Source organism: Algoriphagus mannitolivorans DSM 15301 (assembly GCF_000429425.1).
Taxonomy (GTDB): Bacteria; Bacteroidota; Bacteroidia; order Cytophagales; family Cyclobacteriaceae; genus Algoriphagus; species Algoriphagus mannitolivorans.
In genome coordinates this window covers 262236-279676 of the sequence record NZ_AUBV01000005.1, presented here as the reverse complement: position 1 = coordinate 279676, position 17441 = coordinate 262236, and the positions used below count along the sequence as shown (strand labels likewise).

Annotated in this window: 18 protein-coding genes; 12 read left to right on the top strand and 6 right to left on the bottom strand. The window is 43.6% G+C overall.

Translation table 11 applies throughout. From position 1 onward, the window contains the following. Positions 1-272: 272 nt before the first annotated feature. Both G458_RS0106055 and G458_RS0106050 read left to right on the top strand, forming a co-directional pair. Positions 273-743: a thermonuclease family protein gene (locus G458_RS0106055; RefSeq protein ID WP_026951113.1), complete on the top strand. Its 471-nt coding sequence runs from the start codon at positions 273-275 to the stop codon at positions 741-743. 99 nt (positions 744-842) lie between these two features. Further along, positions 843-1715, top strand: a complete 873-nt coding sequence (locus tag G458_RS0106050) for an SRPBCC family protein (RefSeq protein WP_035467826.1) — start codon at positions 843-845, stop codon at positions 1713-1715. Positions 1716-1791: 76 nt separating this feature from the next. Here the strand turns inward: G458_RS0106050 and G458_RS0106045 are convergent, their stop codons facing one another. Continuing rightward, positions 1792-3591 carry a Kelch repeat-containing protein gene (locus tag G458_RS0106045; RefSeq protein ID WP_026951111.1) on the bottom strand — a complete coding sequence of 600 codons (1800 nt, stop codon included), beginning with the start codon at positions 3589-3591 and terminating at the stop codon, positions 1792-1794. A 5-nt stretch (positions 3592-3596) separates the two neighbouring features. Continuing rightward, positions 3597-4745, bottom strand: a complete 1149-nt coding sequence (locus G458_RS0106040) for an outer membrane beta-barrel protein (RefSeq protein WP_026951110.1) — start codon at positions 4743-4745, stop codon at positions 3597-3599. Between the two features lie 143 nt (positions 4746-4888). Between G458_RS0106040 and G458_RS0106035 the strand changes: the two genes are divergently transcribed. Further along, complete coding sequence (locus G458_RS0106035; RefSeq protein ID WP_026951109.1) at positions 4889-5113, top strand: DUF3820 family protein; 225 nt, start codon at positions 4889-4891, stop codon at positions 5111-5113. Between the two features lie 180 nt (positions 5114-5293). Beyond that, the gene (locus G458_RS0106025; protein ID WP_026951108.1) at positions 5294-7102 is read left to right on the top strand and encodes a hypothetical protein; all 1809 of its coding nucleotides are present in this window, start codon (positions 5294-5296) and stop codon (positions 7100-7102) included. 83 nt (positions 7103-7185) lie between these two features. Here G458_RS0106025 and G458_RS0106020 read toward each other — a convergent pair whose 3' ends face one another. From G458_RS0106020 to G458_RS0106010, 3 genes are all read right to left on the bottom strand, one after another. Then, complete coding sequence (locus G458_RS0106020) at positions 7186-8922, bottom strand: family 43 glycosylhydrolase (protein ID WP_026951107.1); 1737 nt, start codon at positions 8920-8922, stop codon at positions 7186-7188. 8 nt (positions 8923-8930) lie between these two features. Next, the gene (locus G458_RS0106015; RefSeq protein ID WP_026951106.1) at positions 8931-10037 is read right to left on the bottom strand and encodes a Gfo/Idh/MocA family protein; all 1107 of its coding nucleotides are present in this window, start codon (positions 10035-10037) and stop codon (positions 8931-8933) included. A gap of 111 nt (positions 10038-10148) precedes the next feature. Beyond that, a complete protein-coding gene (locus G458_RS0106010; protein ID WP_026951105.1) occupies positions 10149-10421 on the bottom strand; it encodes a hypothetical protein in 273 nt (90 codons plus the stop codon). Positions 10422-10613: 192 nt separating this feature from the next. Between G458_RS0106010 and G458_RS0106005 the strand changes: the two genes are divergently transcribed. The 8 genes from G458_RS0106005 to G458_RS20270 all read left to right on the top strand — a co-directional run bounded on the left by G458_RS0106005 (position 10614) and on the right by G458_RS20270 (position 15681). Next, entirely contained in the window at positions 10614-11063 is a 450-nt protein-coding gene (locus G458_RS0106005) for a MarR family winged helix-turn-helix transcriptional regulator (protein WP_026951104.1), read from the top strand. 55 nt (positions 11064-11118) lie between these two features. Continuing rightward, positions 11119-12135, top strand: a complete 1017-nt coding sequence (locus tag G458_RS0106000; protein ID WP_035467872.1) for an NAD(P)/FAD-dependent oxidoreductase — start codon at positions 11119-11121, stop codon at positions 12133-12135. A 13-nt stretch (positions 12136-12148) separates the two neighbouring features. Next, positions 12149-12472, top strand: coding sequence for a 2Fe-2S iron-sulfur cluster-binding protein (locus G458_RS0105995; protein ID WP_026951102.1), 324 nt, complete (start codon positions 12149-12151; stop codon positions 12470-12472). Positions 12473-12619: 147 nt separating this feature from the next. Then, the gene (locus tag G458_RS0105990) at positions 12620-12763 is read left to right on the top strand and encodes a hypothetical protein (RefSeq protein WP_157359710.1); all 144 of its coding nucleotides are present in this window, start codon (positions 12620-12622) and stop codon (positions 12761-12763) included. Continuing rightward, entirely contained in the window at positions 12751-13044 is a 294-nt protein-coding gene (locus tag G458_RS0105985) for a type II toxin-antitoxin system RelE/ParE family toxin (RefSeq protein WP_026951100.1), read from the top strand. The genes G458_RS0105990 and G458_RS0105985 overlap by 13 nt, the downstream gene beginning before the upstream one ends. Before the next feature lie 87 nt (positions 13045-13131). Further along, on the top strand, positions 13132-13572 hold the full coding sequence (locus G458_RS0105980) for a nuclear transport factor 2 family protein (protein WP_035467870.1): 441 nt from the start codon (positions 13132-13134) through the stop codon (positions 13570-13572). Positions 13573-13580: 8 nt separating this feature from the next. Then, positions 13581-15272 (top strand): amidohydrolase, encoded by a 1692-nt coding sequence (locus tag G458_RS0105975; protein ID WP_035467824.1) that lies wholly within the window; start codon positions 13581-13583, stop codon positions 15270-15272. A gap of 43 nt (positions 15273-15315) precedes the next feature. After that, the gene (locus tag G458_RS20270) at positions 15316-15681 is read left to right on the top strand and encodes a hypothetical protein (protein WP_051287062.1); all 366 of its coding nucleotides are present in this window, start codon (positions 15316-15318) and stop codon (positions 15679-15681) included. 55 nt (positions 15682-15736) lie between these two features. Here G458_RS20270 and G458_RS0105965 read toward each other — a convergent pair whose 3' ends face one another. Next, positions 15737-17374, bottom strand: coding sequence for a carboxylesterase/lipase family protein (locus tag G458_RS0105965; protein WP_026951097.1), 1638 nt, complete (start codon positions 17372-17374; stop codon positions 15737-15739). Positions 17375-17441: the final 67 nt, after the last annotated feature.

Below are 17441 nucleotides of genomic sequence, written 5' to 3'. Positions count from 1 at the left end.
CTAATAATTCCGAAAAAGCTTCCGTTAAGATCTTGAATTTCTATTTGAGTCGGATTAAAAAGATTTCCTTTTCCAGACATTTTCTGTCAGTTTAAAGGGAATTGGAAAATTAAAATTCATCCTATTCTGATTCAGATTATTTTGGCATCATCAAGTTTTAGTTAGTTTGAATATCCGCGTTCCTTCCATTAGGCCATACTCAGTGAATAAAATCCCGCTTGATGTTCAGAATCAGCCAGCTTCCGTCTTCCAGCTCAATTAGATTATCATCGATGAAATCAATACTCAGCTTTTTCTTCCTCTTTCTATTTGCAGTTGCCATTTCCACTGCGCAGGACTCTAGATTCGTCCCGGTTTCTAAAGTGGTAGATGGTGACACCTTTTGGGTAAAACATCCCAATGGAACCGAAGAAAAAATCCGACTGATTGGGGTGGACTCTCCTGAAGCAAGGCGCACAGGTAGGACGGATGTCGAATATTTTGGAAAGGAAAGTTCGGACTTTGCCAAGAGGATTCTGAGTGGCAAAAAAGTGCGCCTAGAGTATGATGTCCAGCGCTATGACCGGTACAGAAGAACCTTAGCCTATGTCTATTTGGAGGACGGGACTTTTTTCAATGCCCTTTTGGTCAGAGAGGGATTTGCGTTGGTGGCTACTTTCCCTCCCAATGTCAAATATGAAGCGCTATTTCTCAAAGAACAGCAGCATGCCCAAAAGCTTAAAAAGGGCCTTTGGGCAAAATAGCAGAACATCAGCTGGCTTCTTCATTTTTGGATAAACTGGGAATTTTCAAGTCTGATCTTGAATTTTTCGGTAAATTTCCTTTTCTCAAATCCCAGTCCTATGAGCTCCAAAATCACCACTTACGCCGAAATCGCTGCTCCCATCAACCAAGTTTGGACAGCTTATACCAGCCCCAGACACGTCATCCAATGGAACTTTGCTTCCCCGGAATGGCACTGCCCAAAAGCAAAAAACGAATTGAAACCCGGCGGGAAGTTTACCTACCGGATGGAAGCAAAGGATGGTTCTATGGGTTTCGATTTTGAGGGTATTTTCCAGAAAATCAAGCCCAATGAAGGGCTTTCCTATGTGATGGAGGACGGACGTCAAGTGGATGTGACTCTGGAGGAGATGGATGGTAAAACGGGAATCACCGTCAATTTTGACCCGGAAAAGATCAACTCGGAAGACTTGCAGAAAGGCGGTTGGCAATCCATTCTGGACAATTTCAAAAAGCACGTGGAGTCCTTTCAAAAAGATTTTTTTCACTTTGAGATCGTCATCGATGCTCCTGTTAGTAAAGTCTTCCAAACTATGATTTCTGACAAAACCTATCGAAAATGGACTTCGGTATTTCACCCGGGATCTTATTTCAAGGGTACGTGGGAAAAGGATTCCAAAATCCTATTTCTAGGTCCGGACGAAGAAGGAAATGACGGAGGAATGGTCAGCAGAATTGCCGAAAACATTCCGAATCAATACATCTCCATTGAGCATTTAGGCATGGTGTCCAAGGGGGAGGAAGTGACTACAGGCCCAGAAGTGGAAGCTTTTGCTGGATGGACGGAAAACTACTCTTTTTATGATTTGGGTGGAAAAACCCTTCTAAAAATCGACATGGAAGGATCAGAAGCCTACAGAGACTCTTTTGAGGTCTCCTGGCCCAAAGCCCTGAAAATCCTGAAAGATCTCTGCGAGGGAAAGCCCAACTAATTTCGGGCTAAACACCTCGAGAGAAATTTCCTGATTGATTATGGAAGACAAGCTTGTCCTTGAAATTACTCTAGATTTAAAAATCCTGAATCAACTTGTAAATTTTCCCCTCCTGGACGTAGGTATTTTTGTTCTTTGGAAAGGCCATTAAAAGACCTTGAGAGGTAGGCCATGGGAAAAAGCTTGAAAACAGACTCTCATAATTCCACTGAAGCACTGAAGTTTTTTTACTGGAAACCTCCATTCTGAGGGTTGGAGTCCCATTATTGAATAAAATTAAATTTCCATCCCAGTAAGCGATGTCTGATTGCCCAAAGGAAAACTGACCTCCAATCACTGAATAGACTTCCTCCACACCTCCCAATTTGTATCTACTCACTGTGACTGGAGTATTGGAAGAAATATAATACCAATAATCCCCAACCAGAACCTGAGCATATGCATTTCTTAATTGGGACGGAACTGGAATCGGCGACAAGGACCATTCATTTGTTTGAGGATCATATACCCTAAAATTCAGGTAACTTCCCATGATTGCATAGATCTTTCCCTGATAGGAAAAAGACTTCACCACTCCAGTAAACTCAAAGGGAAAGTCTGCCAATCTTTCCCACTCCCCAAGAGTAAGATCATATCGATAAAAGTCTTTCCAATACGTGGAAACACCTGCCTCAAATTGGGAACCTAGGCCAAAGTAAAAATATCGACCCTCCGCTACCACTCCCAAAGATCCAGATCTAATAATTGTACCTCCGGGTTTTGGAGCCAGTGGCCTTGGAGAATTTGTTCCTAAATCAAAGGAAGAGAAAGTTCCTGAGGCTCCTGAAAATCCATCAAAAATCAGCAATTGATCCCCATTGGCAAGTACCCTCTTTTCATTCAAATCAGGGAACTGAATTCCCTGCTGAAATAATTGCCAGGTAGGTAAAACTTCCACCATTTCCGGAAACCTATCCGAATAACGGGTACTGTTCAAAGAAAGCGGGTAAAGCCCGCTAGGTAAACTTGAATTTAGAATTCCTTGATAAGTGCCGGGGCTTAATTCCTGAACCGGAAACAAGGGGGTGAAATTATTCTGCCCGTAATTCAAATTGAAGCTGTGCTCAGCCAAGTTAATGCTACGACTTAATTGAACCTGAATTGCATCTCCCACATAAAGTCTCAAAGGATTTACTTGGGTGATCTTAGGAATGGTAAGCGAGAATACCTGAGGCACAACAGTGGACTTTCCTCCACTGGTGATTTTGAGGTCGTATTTTTGATCTCTATAGCCAAAATCATTGTTTCTCAACTCCACCGAAAACTGGATTTTTTGGTTGCTAACACTGTCAATGGTTATCCTGTAGTCATTTTCCAGCCCCACGATTTCCACTTGGTTAAACTCCTTTCTGGAATTGAAAAAATCTCCAAGGACTGTAATCCGATCAAAAAGGTAAATTTCTTTCGGAAAAACTTCCTTGATCAAAGGAGGATTGACTCCTTGGCTGTCAAACACCAAACCTTCTCCATAGATCTTTGTATTTCCCACCCTGACAAAAGGCTTGGCTAAATAACTGGATGGAATAATGAGGTCTCTGGAAATTCTTAGCGAAATGGTCCCTTCCTGAGGTTGGCCCGATTGAGAGATGGTCTGAAAGTTTGCCTTTTGCGTATAGGATTTCAAAAAGTCAGCCTCAATGAATTCTACCCCATACTCCTCAACAGAAGAGGCGCCATTTTTTAGGATTTCAAAATTGATAGTTGCTCCTGAAGGATCCACATCACTCACACCGATGCTATTGACAAATGGATATTCCCTTTGCGTAATAAATTCCTCTTGCTCACAGGAAAAAAGCATCGCTATGCTCAAGAAAATCAAAGCACTAAACGTTCTCATTCTTTTTAAAATTTAAACCCAGTAGAAAAAGTCAATCCCTGTAATCCCTCTCCTCTCTTACCAGAGACCTTGAATCCTCTCAATCCAAATACAATTGCCCGCCCTTTGGTAAGGTTTTTTTCTGCACCCAAGCCCCAAGTAGAGCCGGTAAAATTCTGCTCCATTTCAAAACTCTTGACTGCGGTCACCCAGTTTTGTCCAGACCTTTGAGCTTGATAGACTCCCAGCTTCTCGTAGTTCATCAGTGCAAAAGAAAATCCCAACTCCCCATAAAGTCTGAGCTTATTGGGCTTCAAATCGAAATAATACCTCCCTGTCAAGGGGAATTGAATGGTTTGGAAATCCAAAAAGATATCGGATTCCACTGGGTTTCCACCGGATTGATAGTTAAAGAAAGACTGGGAATCAAACTGAGACCAAAAGCCTCCAAGATTCAAGGACAAATTCCTTTGGAAAGTCGGAAAAACCTCAAAGTTCAATCCTACTGCCGGAGAAGATCCTGAAACCTGCCCCATCAAATTGGTATCAAGAATTTCAAACTCTACTGTCTGCTGACTATATCCCAAATAGGGAGTGATCCCTACCAACTTGGAAAAAGTCCTCGGTTTCTGGATTGTATTGGAAGTCCTTGAAAAATAGACCAGGGAAATCTCCGATAAGGAGGTCAGATCTAATAGGGGGTCCAACAAGGGATTGGAAAACCCTTCTTTGATCACCTGAGCATAGTCATCTCCCAAGCGCTGCATCTTTCCGGATGATTCCAGAAAAAAGATATTTGGGCGTCCATTCCATTTCCAAAACACTGCCTTTTCATTGCTATGCGGGAGTTTTTCCAAAAAAACCACCGCCGGCATTCCCGGCAAAGAGATTTCCTTTTTGAAAAACATCCTTTCCGAAACCCGGAATTCTGTGATTTCATTCACTCGGTAAGGTTGAGGGTCCTCTTTTTTGGATTGCGCAAAAAAGATCAAGGTGTTGTTTTCACTGGGAATTCCAAACACTTTCCCCTGAGTCAAAACTGAGTCCTGAATGACGATATAATCTTTTTTTTCAGGTCTTTGGGCAAAAGATGAAAAGGAAATAAGGCCCAGAAAAATGAGCTGCAGGGGTATTAGTTTCCTGAAATTGAAGGAAACACTAAAGTCTGTTTTCAAGGAATTACTTTGAATTAAGTCTATAATTCAAATAAAATCCTAAAAACGTAAATACCAAACTATTTCATCATTTGAATCCAAAAATATTTCGGATTTCTTTCAGAATGGCTTCCCTTCATTGAGAAATCGCCTAGATTTATTCCATGAATCAAGAGATCCTCATTGATCTGGTGACCAAAAGAATGCCTTTTGGAAAATACAAGGGTTGGCTGATTGCAGATATTCCAGAGCATTATCTGGTTTGGCTGCATGGAAAAGGATTCCCGGAGGGAAAGCTGGGTATGTGGCTGCATACCGTCTATGAAATCAGACTGAATGGATTGGAGGGAATACTCACCGAGTTAAAAAGGTCCTATTCAAAACCTTAAATCCCGGCTATTTTTTCACAGTAGAAGTCCGATTATACTTCAATTCAGAAAATCCAATCAGAAATCAGATCAGCGCCTGATTAATGTCATTCTTTTTGGAGTGGATAGGTTGTCTTTTTGCCATGGCCTTGGGTCAAGCACAATTTTCTATTCCATCCCAAAAAGTAAAATCCTCTTTTCATGTCTGATTACACTTCTCCCCATTCATTTCACATTCCGGTGATGGGCTTAGGCTACACTGTGGATACTCCGATCAAAACCGCCCACTTAGGCATATCCAGCGTGATTTCCATCATGGATGACCACCTTTTGGAGGAAATGAGGAGAATCTATTCCCAGAAATCCGGCAAGGAATTCCTTCCCATTTCTGAAAAGGAGCCCGACTCCCGGGCGAAAAGAATTACCGCATACCTCAATCTATCCAAACAACTTGTCGAGGAGCAACTGGAAAAAATCAGATCATTTGCTTCCCTGGATGACCCAAGCTTTCAAAGCTACCTTCAGCTTCTTCCTGAGCAGCATCCCTTGCAGGCCTTAGTTCTGGAATGGAAAAAATCAGAGGTAGAGAACAAATCCCAGATTCTTGAAAAAATCCTGGCTCAATTAGTCCCAGGAAATATCGACGTCAATATCATGACCAAGGTGGATAAGTTGAATTATGATGCGGAGGGGAACGAACTCCCAAGAACCGACTCCGACGCTCTTTCTGCTTTGCGGGGCTTTGCCTTGAGTAACCTGGAGAGTTCAGTGGTATTTTCTGCAGGCATGAACCCTGCATTATACTCCTACGCTGAGCAGTTTCCCGATTTTTTTCCGGACGAAAGCGGAAAGCTGAAAAAGAAAATTATCCTGAAAGTCAGCGATTATCGTTCGGCAATGATTCAGGGGAGGTTTTTGGCGAAAAAGGGATTGTGGGTCTCGGAATTCAGAATCGAATCCGGACTTAACTGCGGAGGTCATGCCTTTGCCACCGAAGGCTTTCTGATCGGCCCAATTTTGGACGAGTTCAAATCCAAAAAATCCGAGTTGACTGAAACCTTAATGCAGGCTTGCAATCAGGCTCTTTTCGAAAAAAATCTCCCGCAGTTTTTGCAAACTCCCAAGCTAAAAATCACCTACCAAGGTGGAATCGGCACGGCAGCCGAAGACAGCTTTTTAAGAACTTATTATGAACTTGACGGAACGGGTTGGGGAAGTCCTTTTCTTCTTGTTCCGGAGGCGACTTCAGTCGATGAAGACACCTTACAGCGCTTGATTCAAGCCAAAAAATCCGATTTCTTCCTAAGCCATGCTTCCCCTTTGGGAGTACCTTTTAACAACTTAAGAACCTCCAGCGGTGAGGATCAACGAAAGGCAAGAATCGAAAAAAACCGTCCAGGAAGCCCTTGCTACAAGAAGTTTTTGTCCTTCAGTACGGAGTTTTCAGAAAAGCCCATTTGCACCGCATCAAGGCAATACCAAAACCTCAAAGTCAGGCAAAAAGAGGCAGGGGGTATCACACAGGCGGAACTTGACCAGATTTTGGAAAAGGACTGCCTATGCGAAGGCCTAAGCGCACCTGCGATTTTGGCAAGTGGGCATGCTCCCAAGCGGAATCTCAATGCGGTGACTATTTGCCCGGGTCCTAATCTGGCTTATTTCAAAGGGACATTCAGTCTCAAGGAAATGGTAGATCATATCTATGGCCGAATTAAAATCAATCTGGATCCTGAGAGGCCTCATGTGTTTGTCAAGGAATTGCAGCTCTATCTCTCCCATTTAAAATCTGAGATGGAAAAATGGGGACCGGAGATCAGCTCCAAGCAAAACAGCTATCTGGAAAAATTCAAAGGCAATCTCCAATCCGGAATCCACTATTATAAAAACCTGATTCAGGAATATACTCCCGATACAGCAGATATCATGGAAAAAATGAAATCCCAGCTCAATCAGGTTTGGGAAGAATTGGAGGGTCTTTCTACTAATTCCAAGCTCGAAACCTCTTCCTAATTGCCTTTAAAAAAATCCCAAGAAGAAAAGGTCAATTTGACTTCTTGGGATTTTACTTTTTGCCACAAACACTGATTTTCAGCTTAATCCACTTTCAAAACTTCATATCGCTCACTTACCCCGTTCTCATTGATCGCTTCGATGCTGAAATAGTATGTTTTGGTACGGTCTAAAGTCTTGAGCCAATATTCATTATTTCCCATTACCATGATGGAAGTATAAAGCTTATCGGGAGCGGTGCCATAGTAAATGTGGTAGGCATAAGCATCATCCATGGGCGACCACTTTAGGTAAGCACTTCGCTTGTCTTTTTCAGTTCGGAAAACCATAAACTGCTTCACCGCCTCCGGCTTTTCTCCTCCTCCTTTGCCAAATACGCGGAATCCGCTGATCGCAAATTTTCCTGTAGGCATATGAATATTTTCCAGTTTCAGGTATCTGGTTTGGACAGGTTTGGTAAGCTCCACATACTCATGGGGGATGTCGGTTTTGTTTTGGCTTTTATCCACCAAAATCTCCCACTTCTTTCCATCCAATGAATGGTAGAGTTTATACTGGTGAAATTGGTCAGTCCTTTTTCCCAAGCGGTCCTGATCCACATCCTGATCTGCATAATTGATCTGAACGGCATGAACAGTGCTGAGTCGCCCAAGGTCGGTCTGTATCCATTCCCCCTTATTGCCGGAGGATGCACTCCAATAGGTTTTGATATCCTCATCATTGGCATAATTTGCGGAATACCCTCCCAAAGTAGAAGATACGGCAATGGGCTTGTTGTAATTCAACAGCATCCAACCCGTAAATTCCCCGGCTTTTGGGGAATCGGGAAGATAGTGTGGGTAATCTCCAAATGCAGTGGAACTCCACATCACATCGTCCTGATCAAAGCCTGCCGGCCAAATCCCCAGTCTTCGCTCGAAATTGTTTTTCACCGAGACCATGATCGTACTGACATGCCAGTATTTCCCTTGATTGTCCTGAAAGGTAGCCCCATGACCTGCCCCTCTGGCAAAGCCCCCTAGCTTCATGCTCAAAGGATCTGACTGCGGAGTGAAAGGGCCTAAAGGTCCTGAGCCGACCACCACTCCATCCGAGTATCCGCTGAATTCTGTTCCCGGAGCTCCGTATTGTAGGTAATACTTTCCATTGTGTTTGGTCATGTGAGCTCCTTCCATAAAGGGATCCAGAAAAGTATTGTCCATATGTTCCCCAAACCGCTGCCAACCATACTTATCCGGTTCAAGCAGATACATTTCTTTCCTGGTGCCAATGGGATTTAAGGTTTTTCGATCCAATTCGATTCCATAGAGTGGGTATCGGTTTGAACTCCCATTATACATATACAATCTTCCGTCATCATCGGTAAAGAAGTCCGGATCCCATCCTCCAATCTCAAATTTCTCCACCATAGGTTTCCATTCATTAGCTTTAGGATCCGTGCTCATCCAGACCGTAAAGTCCTTCTCATACGTAGAGCCCATTACAATTACCGTGTCTCCCAAAACCCCTACCGCAGGAGCGCAGAGTTCGTCGTAAACTTTGTTCCAAGGCTGTAGAAAAAGTCGGGAATGGAAGGTCCAGTTGGAAAGGTCTGGACTAGTCCAATAGCCCCATTGGTTAGTTGAAAAAAGGATAAAATCACCCTTGAAATTCACAATCACGGGGTCTGCTGTGGCTCGATGCCTTCCCCATTCTGAGAAATTCGGGATCGGAGTATAGCCATAATCCAAGTTGATCGGGTTACAGTAGGTTTGCTGTTGGGATATTGCAGGGAAACTTAGCAAACAAAACAGGAAAAAGAATAGGTTCTTGGGTTTCATGGGCTTACTTATTTGTTGAGATAAATAGTTTCTCCCCGGGCGGCGCTTTCTTTGGCAGCCTGAAGAATTTCCATCACGATCAGATTATTTTCCAAGGAATAGGGATCAAAAGGAGATAAACTCAAATTTCCCCGAACCACGGCAATCAAAACTGAAAAGGGATCATCAAATGGCTTGGCGCGTGGAGATAGGTTGATTTTTTCTTCCTGAAACCCACTATATCCCTCTGCCATTCTCACCCGGATATTATTTCCGTCGTCAGCAAATATGGCTCCTGTAAGCCCATAAACAGCCATATCCTTGATCCCAATCGGCCAGTTCCAAGAGGCTTCAATGATCGTCTGGGAGGTAGGATAAGTCAAAATAATGGTAGCTTCATCTTCGACTTTCGGATTGTCAGCTGGATTTAGCTGCTGGGTAATGGCTGTGACAGATTTGGGCTTTTGTCCATCCAAAAGCCAGGTACTCAAATTGGCTCCATAGCATCCAAAGTCCATCAAAGCTCCCGCTCCATTGAGTTCCGGATCGGTCAGCCAGTCCAAAAACTCCGGCCCCACACCGATTTTCTTCGGACCTCGATGTCCGTCTCTTACGACAATCTTTCGTACTTCCCCGATTTTTCCAGCCTCCACCAGCTCATTGGCTTTTTCATTACTGGCGTACCAGGAAGTTTCGTAATTGGTCAAGAGATGAATCTGATACTTTTGGGCCAATTCAGTCATTTTCTTAGCATGCTCCAGACTTACTGCCAAGGGCTTTTCCACCATGACATGAATTCCTCGCGGAGCACAAACCTCCACTATTTCCAAATGCTGAAAAGTATTTCCAAATCCAGTTACGGCTTCAGGCTTGGTTTTTTCTACCATTTCTTCAATGGAATCGAAGACCAAATCCATGGGAATCCCATGCTGCTTGGCATACCGCTCTGCAAGCTCCCGGTTCGGCTCCGCAATTCCGACAATCTCCAAATCTGTCCGCTTGTTTGCCTCCAAAACCCATCCCACATGTCCATGATCCAATCCGGCCACCCCGATTTTCAGGGGAGAGGTATCCTGAGCAAAGCCAAAGTGAGTGAGGCCGAAGAAAAGTGCGAAGAGGAAGGTTAAATTTTTCATTTTGAAATTTAACCGATGCAGACCGGAATCCGATGCCGGATCTCAATTTCCTGTCTCAAACCCTCACTTCCCAATTTTAAACTTCTCACTTTAAACTTTAAACTCCTCACTTTAAACTTTACCTCTATTTTCTCTCTGAAGTCTATCAAACTCTTCCAGCAAAGCGATGAGTTTGATTCGAACATTCTTATCTGAAATATCCAAGCCCATGGCAGAAAATTGAGTTTGAATGAAGGATAAAGCATTGTAGGGTGTCACGCTGATTTTTCGAAAAGCAGCTTCCTCTGGAGTCAGGATATTGTTGTACATATCCATGAGCACATAGCCACGGTCAGAGTTTCGTAAGACCTCCAGGGCCTTATCGATCACGGTATTCCAATTCATTTTTTGGGGGTGTTAAGTTTTAAAAAAATCATTAAGCCTCTAAAAATAAAGAATAAAGCCCTTACGGAAATTTATGGGGACAGAATTTCATAAAGTTCACAGAAACTCAAAAATAAACAATCCCTATAGATTGAATAGGTTTTTATTTGAGCTAAACATTTTCTTCATATATTTGTCATACTAACAATTGGTATGACACAAGAACTCTTTGCCCGGTATTCCTTTCTCTTGGATCGCACAGCGAGAAAAGTGAAGCAGTATGCCCAGCAGCAATTCAAGCAAGGGGAGTTTGAGGTGACGGTGGACCAATGGTTGGTCTTGAAAAACCTCTCGGAAAATGGATTGATGAGCCAGACGGAACTTGCCAATCTGGTCTTCAAAGACCATCCTACCCTGACCCGAATCATTGATTTGCTTTGCAAAAAAGGGTATGTGGAGCGGATTCCTCATCCCCAAGACAGGCGGAGTTTTCAGGTTCATCTTACCCAGTCAGGATTGGCCAAAGTGGCAGAGTTAAAGCCAAAGGTTTTGGAGATCCGGGAAAAGGCTTGGGAGAATCTAAACGAAACCGATTTCGAAGAATTTAAGCGGATTTTAAATACGATCTATCAAAATTTAGATGGTCAAACCATCGATGACTGATCGACAAACAAATGAAATAAAGTTCAAACCTATACGGGTAACCCCAAAAAAAGCAATGAATACCAACACGATCCATACTGACCTTTGCATCATCGGAGCCGGTCCAGTGGGCCTTTTTGCCGTTTTTGAAGCAGGGCTTTTGAAAATGCGATGCCATTTGATTGATGCTTTGCCTCAGGTGGGAGGTCAGCTGTCTGAAATCTACCCTCAAAAGCCGATTTATGACATCCCTGGTTATCCGGAGGTCAAAGCTCAGGAATTGGTGGACAATCTGATGGAACAGATCAAGCCTTTTCAACCCACCTTTACCTTGGGTGAGCGAGTGGATCATCTGGATAAGCAGGCTGATGGAAGCTATGTGGTGACCACTAGCGACAAAACCCATGTGCATGCTAAAGTCATCGTGATAGCCGGAGGTTTGGGTTGTTTTGAGCCTAGAAAACCTGTTTTGGAAAATTTAGAGACTTACGAAGGCAAAGGAATTCATTACATGGTGAAAAACCCGGAAACTTTCCGGGACAAGAATGTGGTCATCGCCGGCGGTGGAGACTCTGCTTTGGACTGGACTATATTCCTTTCCAAAGTCGCTAAAAAAGTGACCTTGGTACACAGAAATGAAACTTTCCGAGGCGCTCCTGATTCTGCTTCCAAAGTGTTCGATTTGGCTAATGTTGGAAAAATTGACTTGATCCTTTCCGCCAACCTTAAGCAGGTTAATGGAAATGGAAAACTGGAAAAAGTGGTCTTGGAAGACAAGCACAAGCAAGATTTTTCCATCGATGCAGACTACCTGATTCCTTTGTTTGGACTTAGCCCTAAATTGGGACCAATCGCGGACTGGGGATTGACTATTGACAAAAATGCCATCGAAGTAGATACCCGCGACTACTCCACAGGAGTAGAGAGAATCTATGCAATCGGTGACATCAATACCTATCCGGGTAAATTAAAACTGATCCTTTGTGGATTCCATGAAGCAGCCATCATGATGCATTCGGCATTCAAATACGTTTACCCTGACCAAAAACTCAGCTTTAAATACACTACCGTAAACGGAGTCAACTCATTCTAATCATTCAATTACCATGATCAAATTCACCGTAGAGGATCAAGACGGCAATCGCCAAGAAATAGAAGCTCCCGACGATATGGGCTTCAGCCTGATGGAAATTTTAAAAGCTTCTGAATACCCAGTCCTGGCAACCTGCGGAGGAATGGCGCTTTGTGCCACCTGTCACGTGGAGATTGTGGAAGGAAAAGACGGTTTGGGAGAGGCTACCGACGTGGAACTTGATCAGCTAGAGAATCTTCCGGAATACTTCCCGACTTCCCGACTTGCCTGTCAAATCCGAATTGGAGATATCCTCGAAGGAGCAGTGGTCAGACTTCGGGGAGAAGATGTGGTTTGATTGGAAATTTGAGATTTGAAATTTGAGATTTGAAATTTGAAAAGGAACCATCCGGAAACGGGTGGTTTTTTTATGAATTAGGACTAACTTTAGAGTAAAGCCAAAGAGATGATTTCTAAGACCAAACTTCTGGAACAAATCAAAAAAATGCCTGATCAATTTTCTATGGAAGATTTGATTGAACAATTAATTTTTGTTGAAAAACTTGAAAAGAGAATTGAAGAATCCAATCAGGATCAAACCATCACTGAAGAGGACTTAAAAAGAGAAATTGAAGAATGGTCCAAGTAGTTTGGTTGAAATCGGCGAGAAATGACCTTTTGGAAATTTTTGAATTCATCGCCAAAGACTCCAAACGATATGCAAAATTGCAAGTAAATAAAATCCAATCCGCAACCGAGTTATTAAAGTTGGATGTAGAAATTGGCAGAATAGTGCCAGAACTCAATGACTACAAAGTCAGAGAAATAATAGTTAGAAATTACCGGATCATCTATAGAATCTTGAATGCGGAATTGATTCATATTTTATTTATTCACCATACCTCAAGAAAGTTTCCCAGAAAATTCTGAAACATCAAAACCGAGTAATCCAACCACCAAAATCAGGTGGTTTTCTTTTTTATCCTTAATTTCAGAATATATCAAACCATCTCTCCGATGAAAAAACTCCTCTGGATCCTCTTGATTATACCCAGTCTAAGCTTTTCCCAAATCAATCCCGACCAAAAAGAGCAGGCGGTAAGAATTCACAAGCTGATCAACGACTACTCCAAAGCGAGAGAAGCCCAAGACACGGCCTCACTCAAAAAGCTATTGATGGAAGATGTAGATCAGCTGGTTTCTTCCGGACAATGGAGAAACGGCATCCAGGAAGCTATTGCTGGCATGCAGGCCAGTTCCCAAACCAACCCCGGAACTAGGACCCTTAAGATCGACAAAATGAGATTTCTAAGTGATGAAATTGTACTCGTGGATTGCAGGTATGTCATTACCAATCCGGAAGGTGTGAGCAGAAATCTTTGGAGTAGTTTTCTGGTCGTATTTCATAAGCGGGACTGGAAAATCTCAGCTATCAGAAACATGAGCCCTACCAATTGAACCTCGCCATGAAAAAAACCTTTTTCCTTTTATTGGTCCTTGCAATTTCATTTGCCTGCTCTAGCCCTAAGGATCCAGCCACACTCATTTTGATCAATGGAAAAATTTGGACCGGAGAATCCGATTCCAGATTTGTGGAAGCTATTGCCTTGAAAGAATCTAAAATCATGGCCATTGGGACCAATGAGGAAATCTTGGAGTTTCTGGGCCCAGAAACCCAAGTGATCGAATTGGATGGGAAACTCGTGACCGCCGGATTTAACGATGCCCATATCCATTTTTTGAGCGGGTCTATGGGCCTTAGCTTAGTTGAGCTAGCCTCAACGGAAAGTCTGGAAGAAATGCTCCAGAAGACCCAAGCCTATATCCAAAGCAATCCAGACAAGGAATGGATTACCGGGAGAGGCTGGCAATATACCTTTTTCGAATCTAGCCTTCCGGATCATGAGTCTATGAAAGTACTGGATATCGATAAGCCGGTTTTCATCCGTGCCTACGACGGACACACTGCCTACGCCAATCCGAAGGCACTTGAACTTGCAGGTGTCAATTCCCAGACTCAATTTTCTGGTTTTGGGGAATTAGTCAAAGACAAAAACGGTAATCCCACCGGCGCCCTGAAGGAACGGGCTATGGACTTGATCGGAAAAATTGTCCCTGACCCCACTTTTGAAGATAAGTTGGAGGCCTTGAAAAAGGGTTTGGACTATGCTGCGTCTCTTGGAATCACCAGCATCCAAAATGCGAGCGGAACGGAAGAAGACCTCCGCCTTTTTCAGACCTTGCTTGACAGGGGAGAACTTACGCTTCGGTACGCCGCTGCTTTTTCGGTCAGCGAATCTACCTCAGATGCCCAACTGGAAAGATTTGCTTTTCTAAAGGACAGTGTCGGCACTTCCAATCCCTGGATTCGTGCGGACGCAATCAAATTTATGATTGACGGGGTTATTGAAGGTCATACAGGAGCCATGCTGGAACCCTATTCTGATCTACCAGAATCTGATCCATTGGCCTTGGGGCAACTGAATTTTGCTCTGGAGCGATATCAGAATTTGGTGAAAAATCTGGATCAAAAGGGATTCCGACTCTACACCCATGCCATCGGAGACCGGGGAGTTCGAGAGGCCTTGAATGCCTATGAACTTGCGCAAAAGGCCAATCAAACTACTGGAAAAAGACATCGGATTGAGCATATTGAAACCATTCATCCAGACGATATTCCTAGATTTTCCCAGTTGGGAGTGCTGCCCAGCATGGAGCCTATCCATGCCGAACCTGGGACCACGACAGTTTGGTCCAATGCAGTGGGAATTGATCGTCTCCCCTACTCTTTTGCTTGGAAATCCCTATTGGACCAAAAGGCTGACTTGGTTTTTAGCAGTGATTGGCCGGCATGCATCAGCCTGAATCCAATTCGAGGGCTTCACATCGCTGTCAACCGAAGGAATCCCAAAGGGTATCCGGAAGGTGGTTGGATTCCACAGGAAAAAATCACTCTTGCCCAGGCTTTGAAGGCATATACCTCCATGGGAGCTTTTTCTTCTTTTGAAGAAAATCTAAAAGGCAAGCTAATCCCAGGTCAGCTCGCAGATCTGGTGGTCTATTCAGAAGACCTATTTACCATAGATCCTATGAAAATTCAAGAGACAGAAGCCCTCCTAACCATGGTTGATGGAAAGATTATTTTTGAAAAAAAGTAGCAGATTTTTAAGCTTGCACGTTCTTAAAGAAAAATAAGAGCTTATGAAAAACATCTTGTGGATCGGAATCGCTTTTTTCTTGCTCAGCTTCAGTTGTGATGTGGAAAATGAACTCGCGACAGATTTAATGTCTCTAGAGGATCAGATAAATCGCCTCTCGGAGTCAGTGTCCTGCACCAATTCCTCTGAATGGAAGTTTACCGCCATGGGTTCCAAGCCCTGTGGTGGCCCTGCCCGGTATATCGCCTACCACCAATCGGTAGAAAAAGATTTTTTGGAATTGGTCAATCAATATACTGAGCAACAAAAGGCCTATAACCAAAAAACCGGCGCCATTTCAGACTGTGCGATCGTCAGTCCTCCCCGCTCAGTGATGTGTGAAGGTGGAAAAGCATTTTTGCTTTTTTAAGTAAAAAGGCCGGTTCCCCGGCCTTTTTCGTGTTTTAAGTTAAAATCCAGCATTCTCATTTTTTGATATTTCCATAATACCTGTCGTGAAATAAGTATCTGGCATCATCCATGACTTTCATTTCTTTGGATTCGGTATTGATGACCATTACCGGTGGCGTGGCATCTCCTGGCCTCGGCGCTGACCAAGAAGGCACATTTTCACCGTTGGGATTTCCTGTTTTCACAAAGTTGGTAAAGAAGTTCAGCATGGTTTCAGAAGTTTTGAAATCATCCTTGGTCCAAGCATAATCTTTGACCAAGTGGAGATTTCCCATAGCATACTCGATCTCTGCAGCGTGAGGAGCTCCGATAGGTTTGGGTGCTGGTGGTGCAGTTTCCGCATCTTGAGTTCCTCCAGCTAAGCCGGAAACCCTGCTTTTATCAACTAAATCAGGTCGGATTTTGGAATACAGATATCGGTAAACTGGCTGTTGACTATGATTTCTATGCAGATCAAACCACTTCCAGGTGGAATAGGAAATAAACCTGTCAGCCGCCAGATTGGTAGCTGCCCACTCTACCTGCTCGGGAGTGTCATGAGGATGCAAGGACAGCACTTCCTCCCATTGCTCTGGATAAACCTGCTTTACTTTGGCAATAAATGCCTCCTTGGTATAAGGCTGGCCCTGCATAAATGCCATTCCGGGAATTTCCGCGGAATTCCAGCCTACCAACAAAGGAACTTGAGCTTGCTCTCCTGCTTCGAATATTTCCGGAAGCGTTTTCGGTAGGAAATAATTGTCAATCACCACAGGGAAACCAAAGCGACCCGACTCCTGATAGATTTCAAAAATATCCTTAGAAGACATTTTTCTGGCTTCCGCGATGGAGCTTACCCCTGCTTTTGCCAAAAACTCCTGACCTACTTTTTCCGCTTCGAGTAAAGATGTCGGCGCCAAGGTCGGGTTGATCCCAGCTCCACTTTCCCCAATCGCTCCATGGATAAGATTTCTGGAAAGCGGAGAGGCCATTTGGTAAGAAACGGAGATAGAGCCTGCAGACTCCCCGGCAATAGTCACTTGATTGGGATTCCCTCCGAAAGAAGCAATATTATCCTTCACCCACTTCAGAGCCAAAGCTTGATCCAAAAGCCCGTAATTTCCAGAGGCTTTATAGGAAGACTCGGCACTTAGTTCCGGATGAGCCAGAAATCCGAATATGCCCAATCGGTAATTTACAGTTACCACCACGACGCCTTTTTTGGCCATGGATTCTCCATTGTACCGAGGCTCGGAAGCATCTCCTGCCACAAATCCTCCTCCGTAGAAATACACCAATACAGTAAGGTCTTTCTGATTTCTTTTGGCTGGAGACCATACATTTAAAGTAAGGCAATCTTCCGAAACCCCATCTGACCAGGAATTCATATCTCCAAACACGAGTCCCTGAACAGGCCTCGGACCAAACTTCTTGGTTTCTTTCACTCCCGTCCAGGAATCTGCCGCAACAGGGGCCTTCCATCTAAGTTCCCCAACCGGAGGTTTGGCAAAAGGAATCCCGAAGTAGGTAGAAATTCCATTGGTAACGTTGTAATTTCCTTCAATTACACCGTTTTTTATTTTCGTTTGAACAGGCATGGAATTGTCTGATTGGGAAAATGCCAGTGTAGTCCCAAAGAAAAACAGGATTACGACTTTCAATAATTTTTCCATAGAGGAGGGATTTGAGTTCTATTGTTACGAATTGAGACAATATTAATTGCTTCTCCCGAAAAATCCT

What these genes read in the sequence shown, in the direction of transcription:
- G458_RS0105980 (WP_035467870.1), top strand. Translation starts at nt 13,132, where the DNA reads ATGAAAAAACTCCTCTGGATCCTCTTGATTATACCCAGTCTAAGCTTT.
- G458_RS0105975 (WP_035467824.1), top strand. Translation starts at nt 13,581, where the DNA reads ATGAAAAAAACCTTTTTCCTTTTATTGGTCCTTGCAATTTCATTTGCC.
- G458_RS0106035 (WP_026951109.1), top strand. Translation starts at nt 4,889, where the DNA reads ATGAATCAAGAGATCCTCATTGATCTGGTGACCAAAAGAATGCCTTTT.
- G458_RS0106020 (WP_026951107.1), bottom strand. Translation starts at nt 8,922, where the DNA reads ATGAAACCCAAGAACCTATTCTTTTTCCTGTTTTGTTTGCTAAGTTTC.
- G458_RS0106045 (WP_026951111.1), bottom strand. Translation starts at nt 3,591, where the DNA reads ATGAGAACGTTTAGTGCTTTGATTTTCTTGAGCATAGCGATGCTTTTT.
- G458_RS0106015 (WP_026951106.1), bottom strand. Translation starts at nt 10,037, where the DNA reads ATGAAAAATTTAACCTTCCTCTTCGCACTTTTCTTCGGCCTCACTCAC.
- G458_RS0106000 (WP_035467872.1), top strand. Translation starts at nt 11,119, where the DNA reads ATGAATACCAACACGATCCATACTGACCTTTGCATCATCGGAGCCGGT.
- G458_RS20270 (WP_051287062.1), top strand. Translation starts at nt 15,316, where the DNA reads ATGAAAAACATCTTGTGGATCGGAATCGCTTTTTTCTTGCTCAGCTTC.
- G458_RS0106050 (WP_035467826.1), top strand. Translation starts at nt 843, where the DNA reads ATGAGCTCCAAAATCACCACTTACGCCGAAATCGCTGCTCCCATCAAC.
- G458_RS0106055 (WP_026951113.1), top strand. Translation starts at nt 273, where the DNA reads ATGAAATCAATACTCAGCTTTTTCTTCCTCTTTCTATTTGCAGTTGCC.
- G458_RS0106005 (WP_026951104.1), top strand. Translation starts at nt 10,614, where the DNA reads ATGACACAAGAACTCTTTGCCCGGTATTCCTTTCTCTTGGATCGCACA.
- G458_RS0106010 (WP_026951105.1), bottom strand. Translation starts at nt 10,421, where the DNA reads ATGAATTGGAATACCGTGATCGATAAGGCCCTGGAGGTCTTACGAAAC.
- G458_RS0106025 (WP_026951108.1), top strand. Translation starts at nt 5,294, where the DNA reads ATGTCTGATTACACTTCTCCCCATTCATTTCACATTCCGGTGATGGGC.
- G458_RS0105990 (WP_157359710.1), top strand. Translation starts at nt 12,620, where the DNA reads ATGCCTGATCAATTTTCTATGGAAGATTTGATTGAACAATTAATTTTT.
- G458_RS0105995 (WP_026951102.1), top strand. Translation starts at nt 12,149, where the DNA reads ATGATCAAATTCACCGTAGAGGATCAAGACGGCAATCGCCAAGAAATA.
- G458_RS0105965 (WP_026951097.1), bottom strand. Translation starts at nt 17,374, where the DNA reads ATGGAAAAATTATTGAAAGTCGTAATCCTGTTTTTCTTTGGGACTACA.
- G458_RS0105985 (WP_026951100.1), top strand. Translation starts at nt 12,751, where the DNA reads ATGGTCCAAGTAGTTTGGTTGAAATCGGCGAGAAATGACCTTTTGGAA.